This is a genomic window from Sphingopyxis lindanitolerans, from assembly GCF_002993885.1.
Lineage (GTDB): Bacteria > Pseudomonadota > Alphaproteobacteria > Sphingomonadales > Sphingomonadaceae > Sphingopyxis > Sphingopyxis lindanitolerans.
In genome coordinates this window covers 1,743,055-1,759,218 of the sequence record NZ_CM009578.1, presented here as the reverse complement: position 1 = coordinate 1,759,218, position 16,164 = coordinate 1,743,055, and the positions used below count along the sequence as shown (strand labels likewise).

Annotated in this window: 14 protein-coding genes; 12 read left to right on the top strand and 2 right to left on the bottom strand. The window is 63.0% G+C overall.

The features are described from left to right. Positions 1 to 70: 70 nt before the first annotated feature. Positions 71 to 919 carry an SDR family NAD(P)-dependent oxidoreductase gene (locus CVO77_RS08500; protein WP_197709676.1) on the bottom strand — a complete coding sequence of 283 codons (849 nt, stop codon included), beginning with the start codon at positions 917 to 919 and terminating at the stop codon, positions 71 to 73. Positions 920 to 1,031: 112 nt separating this feature from the next. On the opposite strand from CVO77_RS08500, the gene CVO77_RS08495 reads away from it, so the two are divergent. From CVO77_RS08495 to CVO77_RS08450, 10 genes are all read left to right on the top strand, one after another. Continuing rightward, the gene (locus CVO77_RS08495) at positions 1,032 to 2,057 is read left to right on the top strand and encodes a phosphotransferase family protein (RefSeq protein WP_242446150.1); all 1,026 of its coding nucleotides are present in this window, start codon (positions 1,032 to 1,034) and stop codon (positions 2,055 to 2,057) included. A gap of 12 nt (positions 2,058 to 2,069) precedes the next feature. After that, complete coding sequence (locus tag CVO77_RS08490) at positions 2,070 to 2,807, top strand: SDR family NAD(P)-dependent oxidoreductase (RefSeq protein WP_054590045.1); 738 nt, start codon at positions 2,070 to 2,072, stop codon at positions 2,805 to 2,807. A gap of 25 nt (positions 2,808 to 2,832) precedes the next feature. After that, complete coding sequence (locus CVO77_RS08485) at positions 2,833 to 4,056, top strand: acyl-CoA dehydrogenase family protein (RefSeq protein WP_088473821.1); 1,224 nt, start codon at positions 2,833 to 2,835, stop codon at positions 4,054 to 4,056. A 69-nt stretch (positions 4,057 to 4,125) separates the two neighbouring features. After that, positions 4,126 to 5,103, top strand: coding sequence for an alcohol dehydrogenase catalytic domain-containing protein (locus CVO77_RS08480; protein ID WP_242446149.1), 978 nt, complete (start codon positions 4,126 to 4,128; stop codon positions 5,101 to 5,103). Between the two features lie 161 nt (positions 5,104 to 5,264). Further along, positions 5,265 to 6,074, top strand: coding sequence for an enoyl-CoA hydratase/isomerase family protein (locus tag CVO77_RS08475; RefSeq protein WP_234715710.1), 810 nt, complete (start codon positions 5,265 to 5,267; stop codon positions 6,072 to 6,074). A gap of 41 nt (positions 6,075 to 6,115) precedes the next feature. Continuing rightward, entirely contained in the window at positions 6,116 to 7,408 is a 1,293-nt protein-coding gene (locus tag CVO77_RS08470; protein WP_054586684.1) for a cytochrome P450, read from the top strand. 65 nt (positions 7,409 to 7,473) lie between these two features. Beyond that, a complete protein-coding gene (locus tag CVO77_RS08465; protein WP_105998669.1) occupies positions 7,474 to 8,463 on the top strand; it encodes an NAD(P)H-dependent flavin oxidoreductase in 990 nt (329 codons plus the stop codon). Continuing rightward, on the top strand, positions 8,460 to 9,671 hold the full coding sequence (locus tag CVO77_RS08460; protein WP_105998668.1) for an acyl-CoA dehydrogenase family protein: 1,212 nt from the start codon (positions 8,460 to 8,462) through the stop codon (positions 9,669 to 9,671). The genes CVO77_RS08465 and CVO77_RS08460 overlap by 4 nt, the downstream gene beginning before the upstream one ends. A 10-nt stretch (positions 9,672 to 9,681) precedes the next feature. After that, on the top strand, positions 9,682 to 10,788 hold the full coding sequence (locus CVO77_RS08455) for an acyl-CoA dehydrogenase family protein (RefSeq protein WP_158258025.1): 1,107 nt from the start codon (positions 9,682 to 9,684) through the stop codon (positions 10,786 to 10,788). 52 nt (positions 10,789 to 10,840) lie between these two features. Next, positions 10,841 to 12,310: a coniferyl aldehyde dehydrogenase gene (locus CVO77_RS08450; RefSeq protein ID WP_054586688.1), complete on the top strand. Its 1,470-nt coding sequence runs from the start codon at positions 10,841 to 10,843 to the stop codon at positions 12,308 to 12,310. A 6-nt stretch (positions 12,311 to 12,316) separates the two neighbouring features. Here the strand turns inward: CVO77_RS08450 and CVO77_RS08445 are convergent, their stop codons facing one another. Further along, positions 12,317 to 12,820, bottom strand: a complete 504-nt coding sequence (locus tag CVO77_RS08445; protein WP_054586689.1) for a DUF3237 domain-containing protein — start codon at positions 12,818 to 12,820, stop codon at positions 12,317 to 12,319. Between the two features lie 204 nt (positions 12,821 to 13,024). Between CVO77_RS08445 and CVO77_RS08440 the strand changes: the two genes are divergently transcribed. Further along, complete coding sequence (locus tag CVO77_RS08440; protein ID WP_058537082.1) at positions 13,025 to 15,352, top strand: enoyl-CoA hydratase-related protein; 2,328 nt, start codon at positions 13,025 to 13,027, stop codon at positions 15,350 to 15,352. Positions 15,353 to 15,385: 33 nt separating this feature from the next. Beyond that, the gene (locus CVO77_RS08435) at positions 15,386 to 16,162 is read left to right on the top strand and encodes an SDR family NAD(P)-dependent oxidoreductase (protein WP_054586691.1); all 777 of its coding nucleotides are present in this window, start codon (positions 15,386 to 15,388) and stop codon (positions 16,160 to 16,162) included. Positions 16,163 to 16,164: the final 2 nt, after the last annotated feature.

Below are 16,164 nucleotides of genomic sequence, written 5' to 3'. Positions count from 1 at the left end.
TGGACTGTCTTGATGGCGTTTCGACCCTCCCTTTGCGCGAAAGGGGCAGGCCGATGCGCCGACGGGATGCTCAAACCGCGGTGTAGCCACCATCGACGATGAACTCGGAACCCGTGATGTAGCGTGCGCCGTCGCTTGCCAAGAACGCGACCAACGGCGCGATGTCATCGACATTGCCCATCCGGCCCACGGGAATCTTGCTGTTCCATGCGGCAACAACCCGCTCCACCGACGCTGGTTCGCCGTTCGCGGCGGTAGGTCTCTCGTGATGGGCGCCGAGCCTGGTTGCCGTCGGACCCGGCAACACTGTATTCACTCTTACGGCACGCTCGGCCAGTTCGACCGCGACAGCCTTGCTCAACATACGGATTGCGCCCTTGCTCGCGCTATAAGCGGCATAACGGTCCCCTGCCACCGTCCCATAGATTGATGAGATATTGACGATGGCGGCGGTTGACGTGCCGTCCGCCTGACGACGCATCGACAAAAGCGGCAGTGCCATCTGCATCCCCATGAACGGACCCTCGACATTGATCCGATATTGCCTTCTCAGATCGTCGAGAGGAGCGGTCGCAAAAGGCGTGTCGAGCATGATGCCGGCGTTGTTCACGAGAATGTCGAGCCGGCCGAGCTTTTCGGCGAAGCCGATCGCCGTCTCCCAATCGGCTTCGCTTGTCACGTCATGCCGGCAGGCGTGCGTTCCCTTGGTGCCATCGCACCACTCAAGGCGAGAGGCATCGATATCGGTCGCAAGTACCTCGGCGCCGGCGGCAAGCAATTGCTTTGCCACGGCAAGGCCTATCCCGCTTCCCGCGCCCGTCACGATCGCAACGCGGCCCTCCAATTCGATCGAATTCACCATCACCTCCATGATCGAAAACTGAGAAGCGCCATCGAGCCAATCGACGGCGTCGCGCAAATTGCGCGCGCGCTTCCGTGCTTCGCCGCCATTCGCGCCTCCGGATTGGCATTGACATGCGCGGCCGTCAAATGCGATTATACAAGCAATTAATTAAATATCGGAGGGCGCGGTGGAGGGTGTCGATCTTGTTTCGCTTGATCGCTGGATGGAAGCCCGGAGCCTTGGAAGTGGCTCGATTTCCGGCGTCCGGCTTCTGGCTGGCGGAACCCAGAATATTCTCCTCCGCTTCCATCGCGGGCCGTCCGAATTTGTTCTCCGCCGGCCGCCGCCGGTCCTGCGCGCGGGATCCAATGAGACGATGCGCCGCGAAATGCGCGTCCTCGAGGCACTGCGCGGTAGCGATGTTCCTCACCCTGGCTTCATCGCCGGATCTAGCGACGAGACGATCCTTGGCGCTGCTTTCTATCTCATGCAGCCGGTCGATGGCTTCAACCCGATGTCCGGGCTCCCCGCCTTGCACGCTCGCGAGCCGCTGCTGCGCCGCCGCATGGGCCTCGCCGTGGTCGGGGCGATCGCCGCACTCGGCGCGCTCGATTATCGGGCGGTCGGCCTCGCGGATTTTGGAAAGCCCGAGAATTTCCTGGAACGCCAGGTGGGGCGTTGGCGCCGCCAGCTTGAAAGCTATGCCGATCTAGCCGGGTGGCCGGGGCCTGGCGCCATCCCGGGGGTGGACGCGGTGGCGGCCTGGCTCGATCGCCATCGCCCAAGCTCATTTCAACCGGGGATCATCCACGGAGATGCGCATCTTGCAAATGTGATGATCCGGCCGGACAGCGGGGAACTCGCAGCCCTCGTTGATTGGGAATTGAGCACGATTGGCGACCCCCTGCTCGACCTCGGCTGGCTGATCGCGACATGGCCGACCGATGGCTCATCCTTCGCCACGGACGCCATGGCAAATCAGCTCACCGATCTTGCATCTCCTGCCGACCTCGCGGCGCATTACGCAGCGTCAAGCGGCCGGGATCTCGCGGCTCTCGACTGGTACATCGTGCTCGCCTGCTACAAGTTGGGCATCATTCTGGAAGGGAGCTTTGCGCGGGCCTGTGCCGGAAAGGCGCCGCGAGAAACCGGCGAACGGCTTCACGCGCACACGCTCGCTCTGTTCGAGCGCGCCCTCAGCATCATTCGTTGAAAAGGAAAGATGATGATCGACGATACCGATTTTAGCGGACGCAATATTCTCGTCGTCGGCGGATCGAGCGGGATCGGCAACGGCATAGCCCAAGGGTTTCGCGCCCGCGGCGCCAATGTTCATATCTGGGGGACGCGCGCCTCTGCGTCCGACTACAGCGCCGATGAAGGGTCCGACCTTGAAGGACTGGGCTATCATTGCGTCGATGTCGGGACGCCCGAGGCTATCGAGACGGCGGAGATTCCCTTCGACACGCTGGACTCCCTCATTTTGTCGCAGGGAACCGTATTATATCGGCGCCAGGAGTTCGAGCGCGAAGGGTGGGATCGTGTCATGGCGGTCAATATCGACAGCCTGATGCATTGCGCGCGCAAGTTCCGGCCACTGCTTTCGGCGTCCGGCGGGTCGATTATTATCGTGAGCTCGACGTCCGGCTTGCGCGGCAATATCGGAAACCCGGCTTATGCCGCGTCCAAAGCGGCCGCGATCAGTCTGACCAAAACGCTGGGCCAGGCTTTTGCCGGTGACGGGATTCGGGTGAATGGTCTCGCTCCGGGGCTCGTCGATACCAAATTGACACGGATCACGACCCAGAATTCCGCTCGTCTCGACGGCGCGCTCGCCACGATCGCGCAGCGACGCATGGGGACGCCCGCCGATATGGCGGGTGCCGCCATATTCCTCGCATCCCCGCTCGCTTCCTACGTCACCGGCCACACGCTGGTCGTCGATGGTGGCCTGACGCTCTGATTTGCCATTCTGACAGGAGATACACATGCAGTTCGAACATAGCGAAAAGGTCCGTGACCTCCTGCAGAGGGTCGAAACGTTCATGGATGCGCATATCTACCCCAATGAGGAAGAGTATTACCACTTCATCCACGACCAGAGGAATCTGTGGCAGGAGTGGCCTGGAATGCCCGCCCTCAAGGCCGAGGCGCGTGCTCAGGGCTTGTGGAACCTCTTCCTCCCACACGAATATGGCCGCTTCTCGCCCGGGCTCAGCAATCTTGAATATGCTCCACTTGCCGAGGTGATGGGCCGATCGCCGTGGTCGAGCCAGGTGTTCAATTGCTCCGCGCCCGACACGGGCAATATGGAAGTGCTCGCGAAATTCGGGACCCCCGATCAGCAGCAGCAGTGGCTTCAGCCCCTGCTCGACGGGGAGATTCGCTCGGCCTATGTGATGACCGAGCCGCAGGTCGCCTCATCCGATGCCACCAATCTTGAGCTGTCCATCAAGCCCGACGGCGACGACTATGTCATCAACGGCCGGAAGTGGTGGATTTCGAATGCGATGCACCCCGATTGCGCGATCTTCATCGTGATGGGAAAGACCGACTTCGATGCTCCCCGCCATGCCCAACATTCGCAGATCCTCGTGCCGCGAGATACGGCAGGGATCACGGTCGTGCGCAACCAGACCGTCTTCGGATCGATGAACTCGCCGGGCGGCGAGTGCGAACTGCGCTTCGACAATGTACGCGTACCGAAGGAAAATCTCATTCTTGGTGAGGGGCGGGGGTTCGAGATCGCGCAAGGGCGTCTCGGGCCGGGACGTATTCACCACTGCATGCGTTCGATCGGCCAGGCGCAGCGCGCGCTCGAGATCATGGCGCGCCGCGCGAACAGCCGCGTCGCTTTTGGAAAGAAGCTCGCCGATCAAAGTAGCATCCGCCAGGACGTCGCACGCAGCTTCTGTGAAATCGAGATGTCGCGCCTGCTCACGCTCAAGGCTGCCGACGCCATGGACCGCTATGGCAACAAGGTTGCCAAGGATCTGATCGCGGCCATCAAGGTGATCGCTCCGCAAATGGCGCAAACCGTCGCGGATCGGGCCATCCAGGTTCATGGCGGAATGGGCGTAAGCGACGACACCCCGATCGCCTACTTCTTCACCCTCAATCGCTATCTGCGCATCGCGGACGGTCCCGACGAGGTGCACATGTCGCAGCTCGGGAAGCAGAAGATCGCCGAATATTCGGCGATGGCGAAGTAGGAGGCCGGCATGAAGGCGCTGCTTTATCACGGGGCAGGGGATATCCGCTACGAAAGCATGGCCGATCCGATGCCGGTCGAGGCGGGCGACGCCATCGTTCGGGTCACCGCCTGCTCGATCTGCGGAAGCGACCTACACATTTATCATGGTCACGGATTTTCCGAGGATCGGGGCTTTTGTGTCGGTCACGAAGCGGTCGGCGAAGTGGTCGAAACCGGACGCGCCGTCTCGCGGCTCCGCGTCGGTGACCGGGTCATGATCCCCGCAGCAGCGGGCTGCGGCGCCTGCCGACCCTGCCTGTCGGGCAATGTGATCGGGTGCGAGAATGGCGCAGCGGCCTGCTACGGGTTGTCCGCCGCGCTTCAAGGTTCGCAGGCCGAGGCCGTTCGCGTCCCCAGCGCGGACGCCAATGCGGTGCTGATCCCGGAAGGGATATCGGAAGAGCAGGCGCTGCTGATGACAGACGCCCTTTCGACCGCCTGGTTCGGTGCGCGCAGCGCCGATATCGCCCCGGGGAGCAGCGTCGCCGTAATTGGTTTGGGGCCGATCGGCCTCATGACGGTCGACTCCGCCTTCGTGCTGGGCGCCCATATCGTATATGCCATCGATCCCGTTCCAGAAAGGCGCGCGCTGGCGGCAGCGGCGGGCGCCGTCGCTCTGCACCCTGACGAAGCCGTCGCCGTGATCCGGGAGGCGACGAAAGGACGTAAACTCGATTCCGTCGTCGAGGTGGTCGGGAGCGACGCGACGGTCGATATGGCATTACGCTTGGTAAGGGCGCGCGGCACCGTCTCGGTAATCGGTGTGCAGCAATCGCGCCGTTTCGCCTTTCCGCTCGAACGCGCGTTCGCGGCAGGGCTCACATTCCGGGTCGGGACCTGCTCGGTCCCCGAAGAATTGCCGACCCTTTTTCCACTTGTCCAGGCGGGGCGTCTCAAGCCGGAAACCTATGTCTCCAATCGGCTGCCGCTGCGAGACGGCGCCGAAGCCTATGCGATGTTCGACCGCCGGGAGGCGGGAACCCTGAAGATCATCCTCGAGCCCTGAAGACGCAACTGGCTGGATCTGAGTCCGGCGCGCCCCTGCTGACCGCACGCGGAAAGGGGGGGCGACACGGCAAAAAATGCGCGCCTCTGCTTGCGGCGCTTCGCCGGCAAAACCGTTCGCATTGACCGCAGAGCTATGCAGTTGATCGGGCGAACGCATTTGTGTATCTAATAATCGAGCAATTAATTAATTGTCGAATCGCTCGCGGAGAGGACGCCATGGCATCGGGATTGTCGGTAGAGTTGCGGGTCGACGGGCCAACCGCACATATCATCCTCAACCGTGAGGACCGGCTCAACGCGATCAACAACGACATGTTTCGGCGGCTTGAAGATCATGTCGCGCGGCTCGCGGGCGAGGCCGAAACTGTTCGCAGCGTCATCGTGCGTGGCGCGGGAAAATGTTTTTCTGCGGGGCATGATCTGCAGGACATCGCGTCTGGCGATGCAGCGCATGATGTCTCTTTTCAATCTTCGGTGCTCGAGCGTCTCGCGAATCTGCCCCAGGCGGTTATCGCGGCGGTGCACGGTCATTGTTACACCGGCGCGCTCGAGTTGGCGCTGGCCAGTGATTTCATTCTCGCCGCCCGGAGCGCGCGGTTCGCGGACACGCACGCCAAATGGGCGCTCACGCCTGTGTGGGGAATGAGCCAGCGGCTGCCCCGTCTGGTGGGCCAGGCCAAGGCGCGCGAGATGATGTTCACCGCACGCACGATCGATGGCCGGGAGGCGGCGGAGATCGGACTGGCGGCGTCCTGCTTCGAGGATACTGAGTTTCTGGAGCGGGTCGATGCGATCGCGTCGATGATCGCTGAAAATTCGGCTTTCAGCATTGCCGCCTATAAGCGACTGCTCGCTGAAACGGACAATGTCCCGCTGCATCTCGGCCTCGCACACGAAGTCCGCAACAGCGCAGGCGTCGGACCCGACATGGGCGAACGTATCGCGGCCTTTTCAAAACGCAAAGCATGACCGCGCCATCTGGAGCGCTGGTCGATCGGGAGTGAGTGACGATGAGCAATGAAACCCAAGACCTGGCCGCGCCAGCCGAAATGGCGGCCCGGCTTGTGAACCCGGCGTCGTTCGGCGACCCCGCGACCCTGCACGCCGACCTTGCCTGGCTTCGTGGCCACCAGCCCGTTTCGCTTGTCGATACCGCCGGTGTCGATCCCTTCTGGCTCGTGAGCCGACATGGCGACATCATGGACATAGAGCGCCAGCCCGACATTTTCCGCAACGGCGATCTTTCGACGGTTCTCATCGGAAGTCCGATGCTCAAGGCGGTGGAGAATGCGACCGGCTGTCCGCACCTCACCCGTAACATGGTCAACATGGACGGAGCAGAGCATCGTGCCTATCGATCGCTGGTCCAATCCTGGTTCATGCCAGGCAATGTCAAGAAGCTCACGGACGACATTCGCGAGATCGCGCGCGCGCATGTCGATCGGATGATGGGGCTCGGCGGCGAATGCGACTTTGTCGCCGATGTGGCCCTGCATTATCCGTTGCACGTCATCATGAGCATCCTTGGCGTTCCCGAAGAGGACGAACAGCGCATGCTGATGCTGACCCAGCAACTTTTCGGCGCCCGCGATCCGGAACTCAGTCGAAAAGCCGATGCCATGGCGGATCCGGATACCGCCATAAAGGTGTTCGGGGCCGTCGTGGCGGACTTCCACGCCTATTTCTCCAATATCACGGCGAGCCGCCGCGCCGAGCCGCGCGACGATCTAGCGACCATCATCGCGAACGCCATGATCGACGGCAAGCCGATCGACGAGCGCGCTGCCAACGACTTTTACATCCTGGTCGCGACCGCCGGGCACGACACCACCTCCGCCTCGACGGCCGGTGCGATCTGGGCCCTCGCGGAGCGGCCCGCCTTGCTCGCCGAGGTGAAGGCCAATCCCGACCTGATCCCGGCTCTCGTCGATGAGGCGATTCGCTGGGTCACGCCGGTGAAGCATTTCATGCGCGCCGTTGCCCGGGATCATGAGGTGAATGGCCACCAGTATAAGGCCGGGGACTGGGTCATGCTGTCCTATATGTCGGCAAACCGTGACGAGGCGGTGTTCGACGATCCGTTCGAGTTCCGGCTCGACCGCCCGGCAAACAAGCAGATCGCATTCGGTTACGGGCCCCATCTATGTGTCGGCCAGCATCTCGCGCGCCTCGAGATGAAGACCCTGTTCGAGGAACTTCTGCCCCGGATCGAATCGCTCGAAATCGCCGGCGAACCGGCCTGGACCCAGGCGACGCTGGTCAGCGGGCCGAAACGCCTTCCGATCCGCTTCACTCAGAGTTGATCGGCGGGTCGACGCGCGGCGGCGTGGCAGAGAGACGACAGCATATTCGCAGGACGGATACGGGAATGGGAATCAGAACACGCATAACCGACTTGCTCGGGATCGAGCATCCGATCGTCCAGGGCGGCATGATGTGGGTGGGAACCGCAGAGATGGCTGCGGCGGTTTCCAATGCCGGTGGCCTCGGAATCATCACCGCGCTCACCCAGCCGTCTCCCGATGCGCTGCGCGCCGAGATCGAGAGATGCCGGGAGCTTACCGACAAGCCATTCGGCGTCAATTTGACGATCCTGCCGTCGATTAATCCCCCGCCCTATGCCGACTATCGCAAGGCGATCATCGACAGCGGCACCAGGATCGTCGAAACCGCAGGCTACAAGCCACAAGAGCATGTCGACGATTTCAAGGCGCATGGCATCATCGTGCTCCATAAGTGCACGGCTGTCCGGCACGCCCTCTCCGCCGAACGCATGGGCGTCGATGCCATTTCGATCGATGGCTTCGAATGCGCCGGGCATCCGGGCGAGGATGATATTCCCGGGCTTATCCTGATTCCCGCCGCTGCCGACAAGATCAAGGTTCCTATGCTCGCATCGGGCGGATTCGGCGATGGGCGCGGGCTGGTGGCAGCCTTGGCGCTCGGCGCTGACGGTATCAACATGGGGACGCGCTTCTGTGCGACCAAGGAAGCCCCCATCCACGACGATATCAAGCGCGCCATGGTCGATAACGACGAGAGGGGGACCGACCTGATCTTCCGCAGCTATCGCAACACCGCGCGCGTCGCAAAGAACAGCGTTTCAGCCGAAGTCATTGCGGCCGAACGGGAAGGAAAGCCCTTCGAAGCGATCGCGCATCTCGTCAAGGGCGCGCGCGGGAAGGAAGGGCTGGACCGCGGCGATCCCGATCATGGGATATGGACGGCTGGCATGGTTCAGGGTCTCATCCATGATATCCCGACGTGTCACGAACTCATCGACCGGATCATGGGCGAGGCCGAGTCGATCATCGCGAAGCGGCTGGCGGCGATGATGCCTGGAGCGCTCACGTCATGAACGTCGATTTCGATCCATCGCTCGAAGCGTTTCGCGAGGAAGTCTGCGCGTTTCTCGATACGGCACCCACCGACGCGATCCGCGAGGCGGGGCGGAAGACCACAAGCGTTTTCGCGCCGTTCGAGGCGACAATGGAATGGCACCGCCTTCTATATGCGCGCGGCTGGGCCGCCCCGGCCTGGCCCGTCGAATATGGCGGGACCGGTTGGTCGCTTGAGCAACGCTATATTTTCTCCGAGGAGCATTGGAAGCGCGATCTGCCGCCGCTCCTGCCCAACGGCCTGATCATGGTCGGCCCCCTGCTCATGGAGCTTGGCACGCCCGAACAAAAGCGCCAGCATCTCCCCGGGATCCTTTCGGGCAAGGATTACTGGACCCAGGGCTATTCCGAACCGAGTGCCGGTTCTGATCTTGCCGCCCTGTCATGCTCGGCCCTGGCCGACGGTGACGATTATATCATCAACGGCCAGAAGACATGGACGACCCTCGCCCACAAGGCCAACAAGATGTTCATGCTCGTGCGCACGAACCGGGACGGCAAGAAGCAGCAGGGCATTACCTTTCTCCTCCTCGACCGGACCGACTATCCCGGCATGCACATCCGTCCCATCATCGGCCTCGATGGTGTGGCCGAGCAATGCGAAGTATTTTTCGATAACGTCCGCGTCCCCCAGGCGGGCCGCGTGGGCGCCGAGAATGAAGGCTGGAGCGTCGCCAAGGCGCTGCTCAAGCATGAGCGGGGCGGCGCTGCGCATAGCCCGGCGATCAGGCGCAAACTCGATGCGATCCGGGCCGCGGCGAGGGATGCAACGGCGTCCTTTGGCGGACCCCTCAGCGAGGATCCGGTATTCCAGCGCGACCTTGGGGAACTCGAAGCCGAAGTCGCGTCCTTCGAGCATGTCGAGAAGCTGGTGCTAAGCGGCCACGCCCTCGCCGACGATCCCGCGATGCCGTCGCTCAACAAGGTGATGAGTTCGGAACTCTCGCAGCTGCTGTCGATCATGATGACGCGTGTTGCCGGGATCGACGCGCTGCCGTTGCAATTGGAAGCCCTTGAGGTCGGGTCCGGCGTTCAACCCCTGGGCGATCCCTTCAGCCTCGTGGCGATGCCCTATTATCTGAATACCCGGGCCGCTTCCATCTATGCCGGCAGCAACGAGGTCCAGCGGGACCTCATCTCCCGCAATCTCCAGACCCTTCGCGCCTGAGGCAGAGGCCATGAATTTCGAATTCTCCGATGAGCAGGTCATGCTCCGCGACAGCCTCTCCCGGCTGCTCGATCAGCGTTACGCCTTTGAATTGCGCCGACGCATCATGGCTGGTCAGGCGGAAACCGGAATCTGGAGCGAACTCGTCGATATGGGGATTGTCGCGATGCCGCTTCCCGAAGCCTGCGGGGGACTGGGCGGTTCGGCCTCCGACATTGTGGCGATATCGGAGCTCTTCGGTCGCCATCTGGTCATCGAGCCTTTGCTTCCCTCGGTGATCCTCACGGGCCGGGCGCTCGCTCGCTTCGATCCCGCGGGACCGGTGCCGCAATGGATTGCCGATATTGGCACCGGAGCTTTGCGCGGCGCCTTCGCCCATGAGGAAGGTAGCGGCACCGGCGCCTCTTCGACGCTGTCGACCAAACTCTATGAAGGTGAGGCCGGTCCGCGCATCCGGGGTAGCAAAAAACTCGTTCTTGGAGGCGGAGAAGCAGGGGTGCTGCTCATCTCGGCGCTCTCGGAGACGAAGGCGGTCTGCCTGGCCGCAGTGCCCGCCGATGCCGAAGGCATCGAAGTGCGGCGATATCGCGCGCTCGATGGCAGGCCCGTTGCGGATATCCTGCTCCATGACGTCGCGGTCGACAGGGCTGCCATCATGGCGGGCGCCGATGCGGAGCTGGAGGCCTTGCTCGCGGATGCCCGGCTCGCACTCGCCGCCGAAGCCGTCGGGGCCATGGCCGTCCTGATGGCAACCACCGCAGACTTCGCGGGCACGCGCGAGCAATTCGGTCGGCCGATCGGAAGCTTTCAAGCGATCGCGCACCGGCTCGCCGATATGAAGATTGCCTATGTCAAGGCGCGAGCGTCGCTTCTCTATATCGCGGCGCTGGCCGACAGCGGACGGGCAACGAGCCGGGATATTTCGGTATTGAAGGCGCAGGTTGGCAGGCTGGGGCGCGAGATCGCGCAGGGGGCCGTACAGATCCACGGCGGCATCGGCATGACCGACGAGCTTCCGGTCGGTCATTATCTCAAACATATTCTCACGATCGACGGTCTGTTCGGCAACACGGACTATCATCTGCGTGAAATCGGCAGGGTAGTCGCCGCTGCGTGAACAGGGGGGAAGCGTCAGCTTCCCGTTTCAGAAGCTATGGAAGGTACCAAAAATGACCAAGAGCTTACGCGCTGACACGATGGCCACCGATAGCGCTGCTCTCGAGCAGTTGCTACAGCGTCAGCGCAAGGCCCATATTGCGGACGGTCAGGCGAGCGCGGATTTGCGAATTGACCGGCTCGATCGCTGTGCTGCCTTGCTTCGCGACTATTCCGCGCGGTTCGAAGAGGCAATCAATGCCGATTTCGGCAACCGGTCGCGCCACGCATCGGCTATCACCGACATCATGAGTCCGCTTGGCGCGCTGCGCGACTGTCGGGCCAATCTGCGCAAATGGATGCGCAGCGAACGACGGCCGGTCGAACCGAGGTTGCTCGGCCTCTTCGGCGCCCGGTCGGAAATCCGGTTCCAGCCCAAAGGCGTGATCGGCATCATCGCGCCGTGGAACTTTCCGGTGGGTCTCGTCTTCTCTCCGCTTGCCGGCGTTCTGGCTGCCGGGAACCGGGCGCTGATCAAGCCGTCGGAATTCACGCCGCGAACGTCGGATCTGCTCCAGCAATCGATCGCCGAATATTTCGCGCCTGACGAGGTCGCGGTCGTGACAGGCGGTGCCGATGTGGGGGCCGCCTTCGCGGCGTTGCCCTTCGATCACCTGATATTCACCGGCGCCGGCTCGGTCGCAAAGCATGTGATGCGCGCTGCCGCGGAGAATCTCGTGCCCCTGACGCTCGAGCTTGGCGGGAAGAGCCCTGTGATCCTCGGTGCGAGCGTGGACATGCCCGTCGCCGCAGCGCGGATCATGGCCGGAAAAACCCTGAACGCCGGTCAAATATGCCTGGCGCCTGATCATATATTCGTGCCTCGTGGGCTACGCGACAGCTTTGTCACCGAGGCACGGCAGGCGACCGAGGCGATGTTCGGCTCCCTCAAGGATAATCCTGACTACACGGCCATGATATCGGACAGGCACTTCGAGCGCGTGCGCGGCTATGTCGCGGACGCGCGTGAGAAGGGTGCCACGATCGTCGAGATCAACCCCGCTGGCGAGACGTTCGAACAGCAGGAGCATCGCCGGATACCTCCGACACTCATTCTCGATGCGACCCGCGACATGGCGGTGATGCAGGACGAGATATTCGGGCCGCTTCTGCCGGTCGTTGCATATGACAGCGCCGAGGAGGTTGTGGCGGAGATCAATGCGCACGACCGGCCGCTTGCGCTTTACTATTTTGGATCGGAAGCGGGCGAACGCGATCGCATCATCGATGCCACGACCTCGGGCGGTGTGTGCGTCAATGACGTGATCATGCATTGCGCGCAGGAAAATCTGCCTTTCGGCGGCATCGGGCCTTCGGGTATGGGTGCCTATCACGGGATCGACGGCTTTCGCGAATTCAGCCATCGCAAGGCGATCCACACTCAGCTCGGCAGGGATCTGGGGCCGATGAAGCTTTTCAGGCCGCCCTATGGCGCCAAGCTTCGCGCCTTCGTCGACAAGCAGATCGGAGCGGGCGCCCGGTAGAAGGAGCTAGCCGTCGAATTTGAACACGCTGTCCGCGCGCGCCAGACCAATCGACTGATCGGGGACGCATTGGTACATGAGATATTCGACGGCCCTCCCGTCCCCCCGACCCTCGGCGACCGCCATCACATGGTTCAGCCAGGAATAGCGCGCGTGGCTGGTTTCGAAGCGGGGCTGCGTCGCAAAATAGGTCTCGCCGAAATCGACCGTCTCGCCGGCCTTGTATTTGGCCGCAGCCTGCGGCGTCGTGTTGGCGACCCCGAAATATTGGACGAAGATGTTCGCCATGTCGTGGGTGACGATGACGAGCCGAACGTCGATGTGAAAGACGCCCTCCTGGTCGATCAACTCGAACTCGCCTCCGACAGGCGCGACCGTGCCCTTGATACGTGGGCCTTCGACGGTGCCGCCGCCCAGCTGCCACACGTTGCGGCGACCCTTTGGTATCGGTCCGATCGGATAGCGGTTGCCCAGATCGACGCGCATGCGCAGCAGGGGTTCAAGGTGCATGCTCTTCTCCATCAAGTTGGAATGCTCGGCTGCTACGGGCTGTCGTTTGGAAGCGGGCAGCGTCGTATCCTAAGACGGGCCGCGATAATAATCAATTGACCAATTAACTTGCCACCTGACGTCCGCTTGCCTATCGATCGGTTTTAGGAAGACGCTGCGCGCGCAAGTGGCGAGCCGGACGTATAAGGATGGGAGACAGCTGAGATGAAAGGGACAGCAGCAGCGCAGACGCCCGTGATCATCGCCGTCGGCGAGATTGTGGATCGCCCGGATGACCCGGGCAAGGCGCTCGAACCTGTGGCGCTGATGGCAGAAGCGCTGCGCCGCGCGGCGGCGGAAACGCCGGCCGTTCTCGGCGCGCTGGACTCGATGGATCTCGTCGGACAGGTCACCTGGCGCTACCGCGACCCCGTAGCTCTTCTTTGCGAGAAGCTCTCGATCGGCCCCGCCCGTGCCCAAAATGCCAGCATGGGCGGCGAAACGCCTATTCGCCTCCTGCACGAGGCAGCACTCCGTATCGCGCGGGGTGACAGCGCCGTTGCCGCGATCGTGGGCGGTGAGGCCGTCAATGCGATGGGCAAGGCGCGCAAGGCCAAGGCGAAGCTCGACTGGACCCCGCTCGCTCCCAAAGAGGAAACCGTCGCGGTCGACTTCGCCTCGCTTCCGATGCGCAAGGCCTCGAAAAAGCTCGGAATGACTGCGCCCGTTCATATCTACCCGCTCTATGAGAACGCCTTCCAGGCCGCCCGCGGGCAGACCCCGGCCGAGGGCCGCGCCGCTGCCGCCGAACTCTGGGCGGACTATGCCAAGGTAGCCGCGTCCAATGAAACCGCATGGTTGCGTTCCGCGCCGGGAGCGGCAGAGATCGGCACGCCTTCGGAGAGCAACCGGCTGGTGGCCTTTCCCTATCCCAAGCTCATGGTCGCGAACCCTTCGGTCAACCAGGCGGCCGCGATCGTCGTGGCAAGCCTCGAATGGGCCCTCGCCAACGGGATTCCCGAAGAGCGGCTGATCTATATCTGGGATGGCGCGGCAGCGCAGGAGCCCGGGGATTATCTGGAACGCGACCGCTATGACCAGTCGACCGCGCAGCGCGTGGTTCTGGAGCAGGCAGTCGAGATCGCTGGCGGCGATGCCTCCGCGATCGATCTGGCGGAACTGTACAGCTGCTTTCCGATTGTGCCCAAGATGGCGCTCAAGACGCTGAAGCTGCGGCCGGACGTCAAGCCGACGGTGACCGGCGGGCTGACCTTCTTTGGCGGCCCGATGAACAATTATATGAGCCACGGCGTCTGCGCGATGGTCCGGGAGCTGCGGGCCGGAAAGGGAACCACAGGCCTTCTCTACGGCCAGGGTGGCGTCGTATCCAAACATCATGCGCTGTTGATCTCGACGCGGCCCCCGGAAAAGACTTTGAGCCCGGACTATTCGGTTCAGGCCAGGGCGGACGCGTTGCGCGGCTCCGTGCCCGAATTTACAGAGACCTATGAGGGCGCTGCCACCGTCGAAACGCACACGATCATTTATACGCCGAAGGGCGAGGTCCTCCACGGCGTCGTGATCGCGCGCACCGCAGATGGCCAGCGAACGATCGCGAAGGTGCGGCGTGACGATGATCGATCGATCTTGGTCCTCTCCTCGCTCGACGCCAATCCCATCGGCACGTCCGGCCATATCCGCACCGATGCCTTTGGCGCCCGGATATGGGAGGCAGGCGAGAAGCGCGACCGGCGCGCGGCACCGCGCCGCTTCTGTCTCGTCGAGCGCGACGGGCCGATCACTCTGGTCACGATCAACCGCCCCGACGCGATGAATGCGTTGACGCCATATGCGAACGAGGAGCTGGCCGAGGTTTTCGACGACTTCCAGGCTGATCCCGATCAGTGGGTGGCCATCCTGACGGGGGCCGGTGACAAGGCCTTTTCGTCGGGTAATGACCTCAAGTTCACCGCGCAGTCGATGGCTGCGGGGTTGCCGCTCGAGACACCGACCAAGGGATTTGCCGGCCTCACCGCGCGCTGGGACAACAACAAGCCCGTCATCGCCGCGGTAAATGGTATTGCCATGGGTGGCGGCTTCGAGATTGCATTGGCCTGCGACCTCATCATCGCGGCCGAAGGCGCCGTTTTCGCTCTTCCCGAGCCCAAGGTTGGCCTCGCCGCTCTTGCGGGGGGGCTCCACCGTCTGCCTCGGCAGATCGGCCTCAAGCAGGCCATGGGCATGATCCTCACCGCCCGCCGCGTATCGGCCGCTGAAGGTCTGTCGCTTGGCTTCGTCAATGAAGTGGTGCCGCAAGACGAACTGCTCGCAGCGGCGCGGCGTTGGGCCGATGACATCGCCGCGTGCAGCCCGATGTCGATCCGGGCTTCGAAGGAGGCCGTCATGAAAGGCTTGGACGAAAGCGACCTCGCGGCCGCCTATGGGAACCAGACGCGATATCCGGCGATCGGAGCGCTCTTCCGGTCGGACGATGTGCGCGAGGGGCCGCTCGCGTTCGCCCAGAAGCGGCCACCGGTCTGGAAGGGCCGATAGGTTTCTCGGGGTCTGCCGGGAAGGAGAGGGGGAATGGGTGTGGCGACAGCTTTTGATCTGACCGGGCGCGTGGCGCTCGTGACCGGCGCTTCGTCCGGACTTGGCGCGGGCTTTGCGCGCGTGCTCGCTGAGGCCGGCGCTAAGGTGGTCCTTGCGGCGCGGCGTGTCGACCGGCTCGAGGCAGAGGTCGATGCGATCAGGGGGCAGGGCGGCGAGGCGCTCGCCGTGGCCCTCGATGTCACGGACGAAGCCTCGACAATAGCGGCCTATGATGCAGCCGAGGCAGCTTTCGGAACTGTCGACACGATTGTCGCCAATGCGGGTATCGCGAGCGATAACGCGGCCCTGCACCTCACCGCCTCGCATGTCGACGATCTGCTCGCTGTCAACGTCCGGGGCGCCTTCCTGACCGCCACCGAAGGAGCGCGGCGGCTCGTGGCAGCGGGAAGCCGCGAGCGCGAGCATGGCCGAGTCGTCATCATCGGCTCCATTACGGCCGAGCGGGCGCTGCCCGCGGCGTCCGTTTACGGCGCGACCAAGGCCGCTGCGCGCCATATGGCCAAGGCATTTGCGCGCGAATGGGCGCGGCGCGGCATCAATGTGAATGTCATCCAGCCTGGCTATTTTGAGTCCGAGATGACGGCGGAGATGGTCGGAAGCGAAGCGGGGCAGGCATATATCGCTTCCTTTCCGCGCGCCCGCTTGCGCCCGGCGAGCGATCTCCACGCGCCGTTGCTGTTTCTCTGCTCGGACGCATCGCTCGGGATAACCGGTACGGTCATCACCGTCGATGATGGACAATCGCTATGAGA

Coding starts and splice junctions, on each gene's coding strand:
- CVO77_RS08445 (WP_054586689.1), bottom strand. CDS start 12,820: ATGCACCTTGAACCCCTGCTGCGCATGCGCGTCGATCTGGGCAACCGC.
- CVO77_RS08465 (WP_105998669.1), top strand. CDS start 7,474: ATGGGAATCAGAACACGCATAACCGACTTGCTCGGGATCGAGCATCCG.
- CVO77_RS08485 (WP_088473821.1), top strand. CDS start 2,833: ATGCAGTTCGAACATAGCGAAAAGGTCCGTGACCTCCTGCAGAGGGTC.
- CVO77_RS08470 (WP_054586684.1), top strand. CDS start 6,116: ATGAGCAATGAAACCCAAGACCTGGCCGCGCCAGCCGAAATGGCGGCC.
- CVO77_RS08480 (WP_242446149.1), top strand. CDS start 4,126: ATGCCGGTCGAGGCGGGCGACGCCATCGTTCGGGTCACCGCCTGCTCG.
- CVO77_RS08450 (WP_054586688.1), top strand. CDS start 10,841: ATGACCAAGAGCTTACGCGCTGACACGATGGCCACCGATAGCGCTGCT.
- CVO77_RS08490 (WP_054590045.1), top strand. CDS start 2,070: ATGATCGACGATACCGATTTTAGCGGACGCAATATTCTCGTCGTCGGC.
- CVO77_RS08440 (WP_058537082.1), top strand. CDS start 13,025: ATGAAAGGGACAGCAGCAGCGCAGACGCCCGTGATCATCGCCGTCGGC.
- CVO77_RS08455 (WP_158258025.1), top strand. CDS start 9,682: ATGAATTTCGAATTCTCCGATGAGCAGGTCATGCTCCGCGACAGCCTC.
- CVO77_RS08460 (WP_105998668.1), top strand. CDS start 8,460: ATGAACGTCGATTTCGATCCATCGCTCGAAGCGTTTCGCGAGGAAGTC.
- CVO77_RS08435 (WP_054586691.1), top strand. CDS start 15,386: ATGGGTGTGGCGACAGCTTTTGATCTGACCGGGCGCGTGGCGCTCGTG.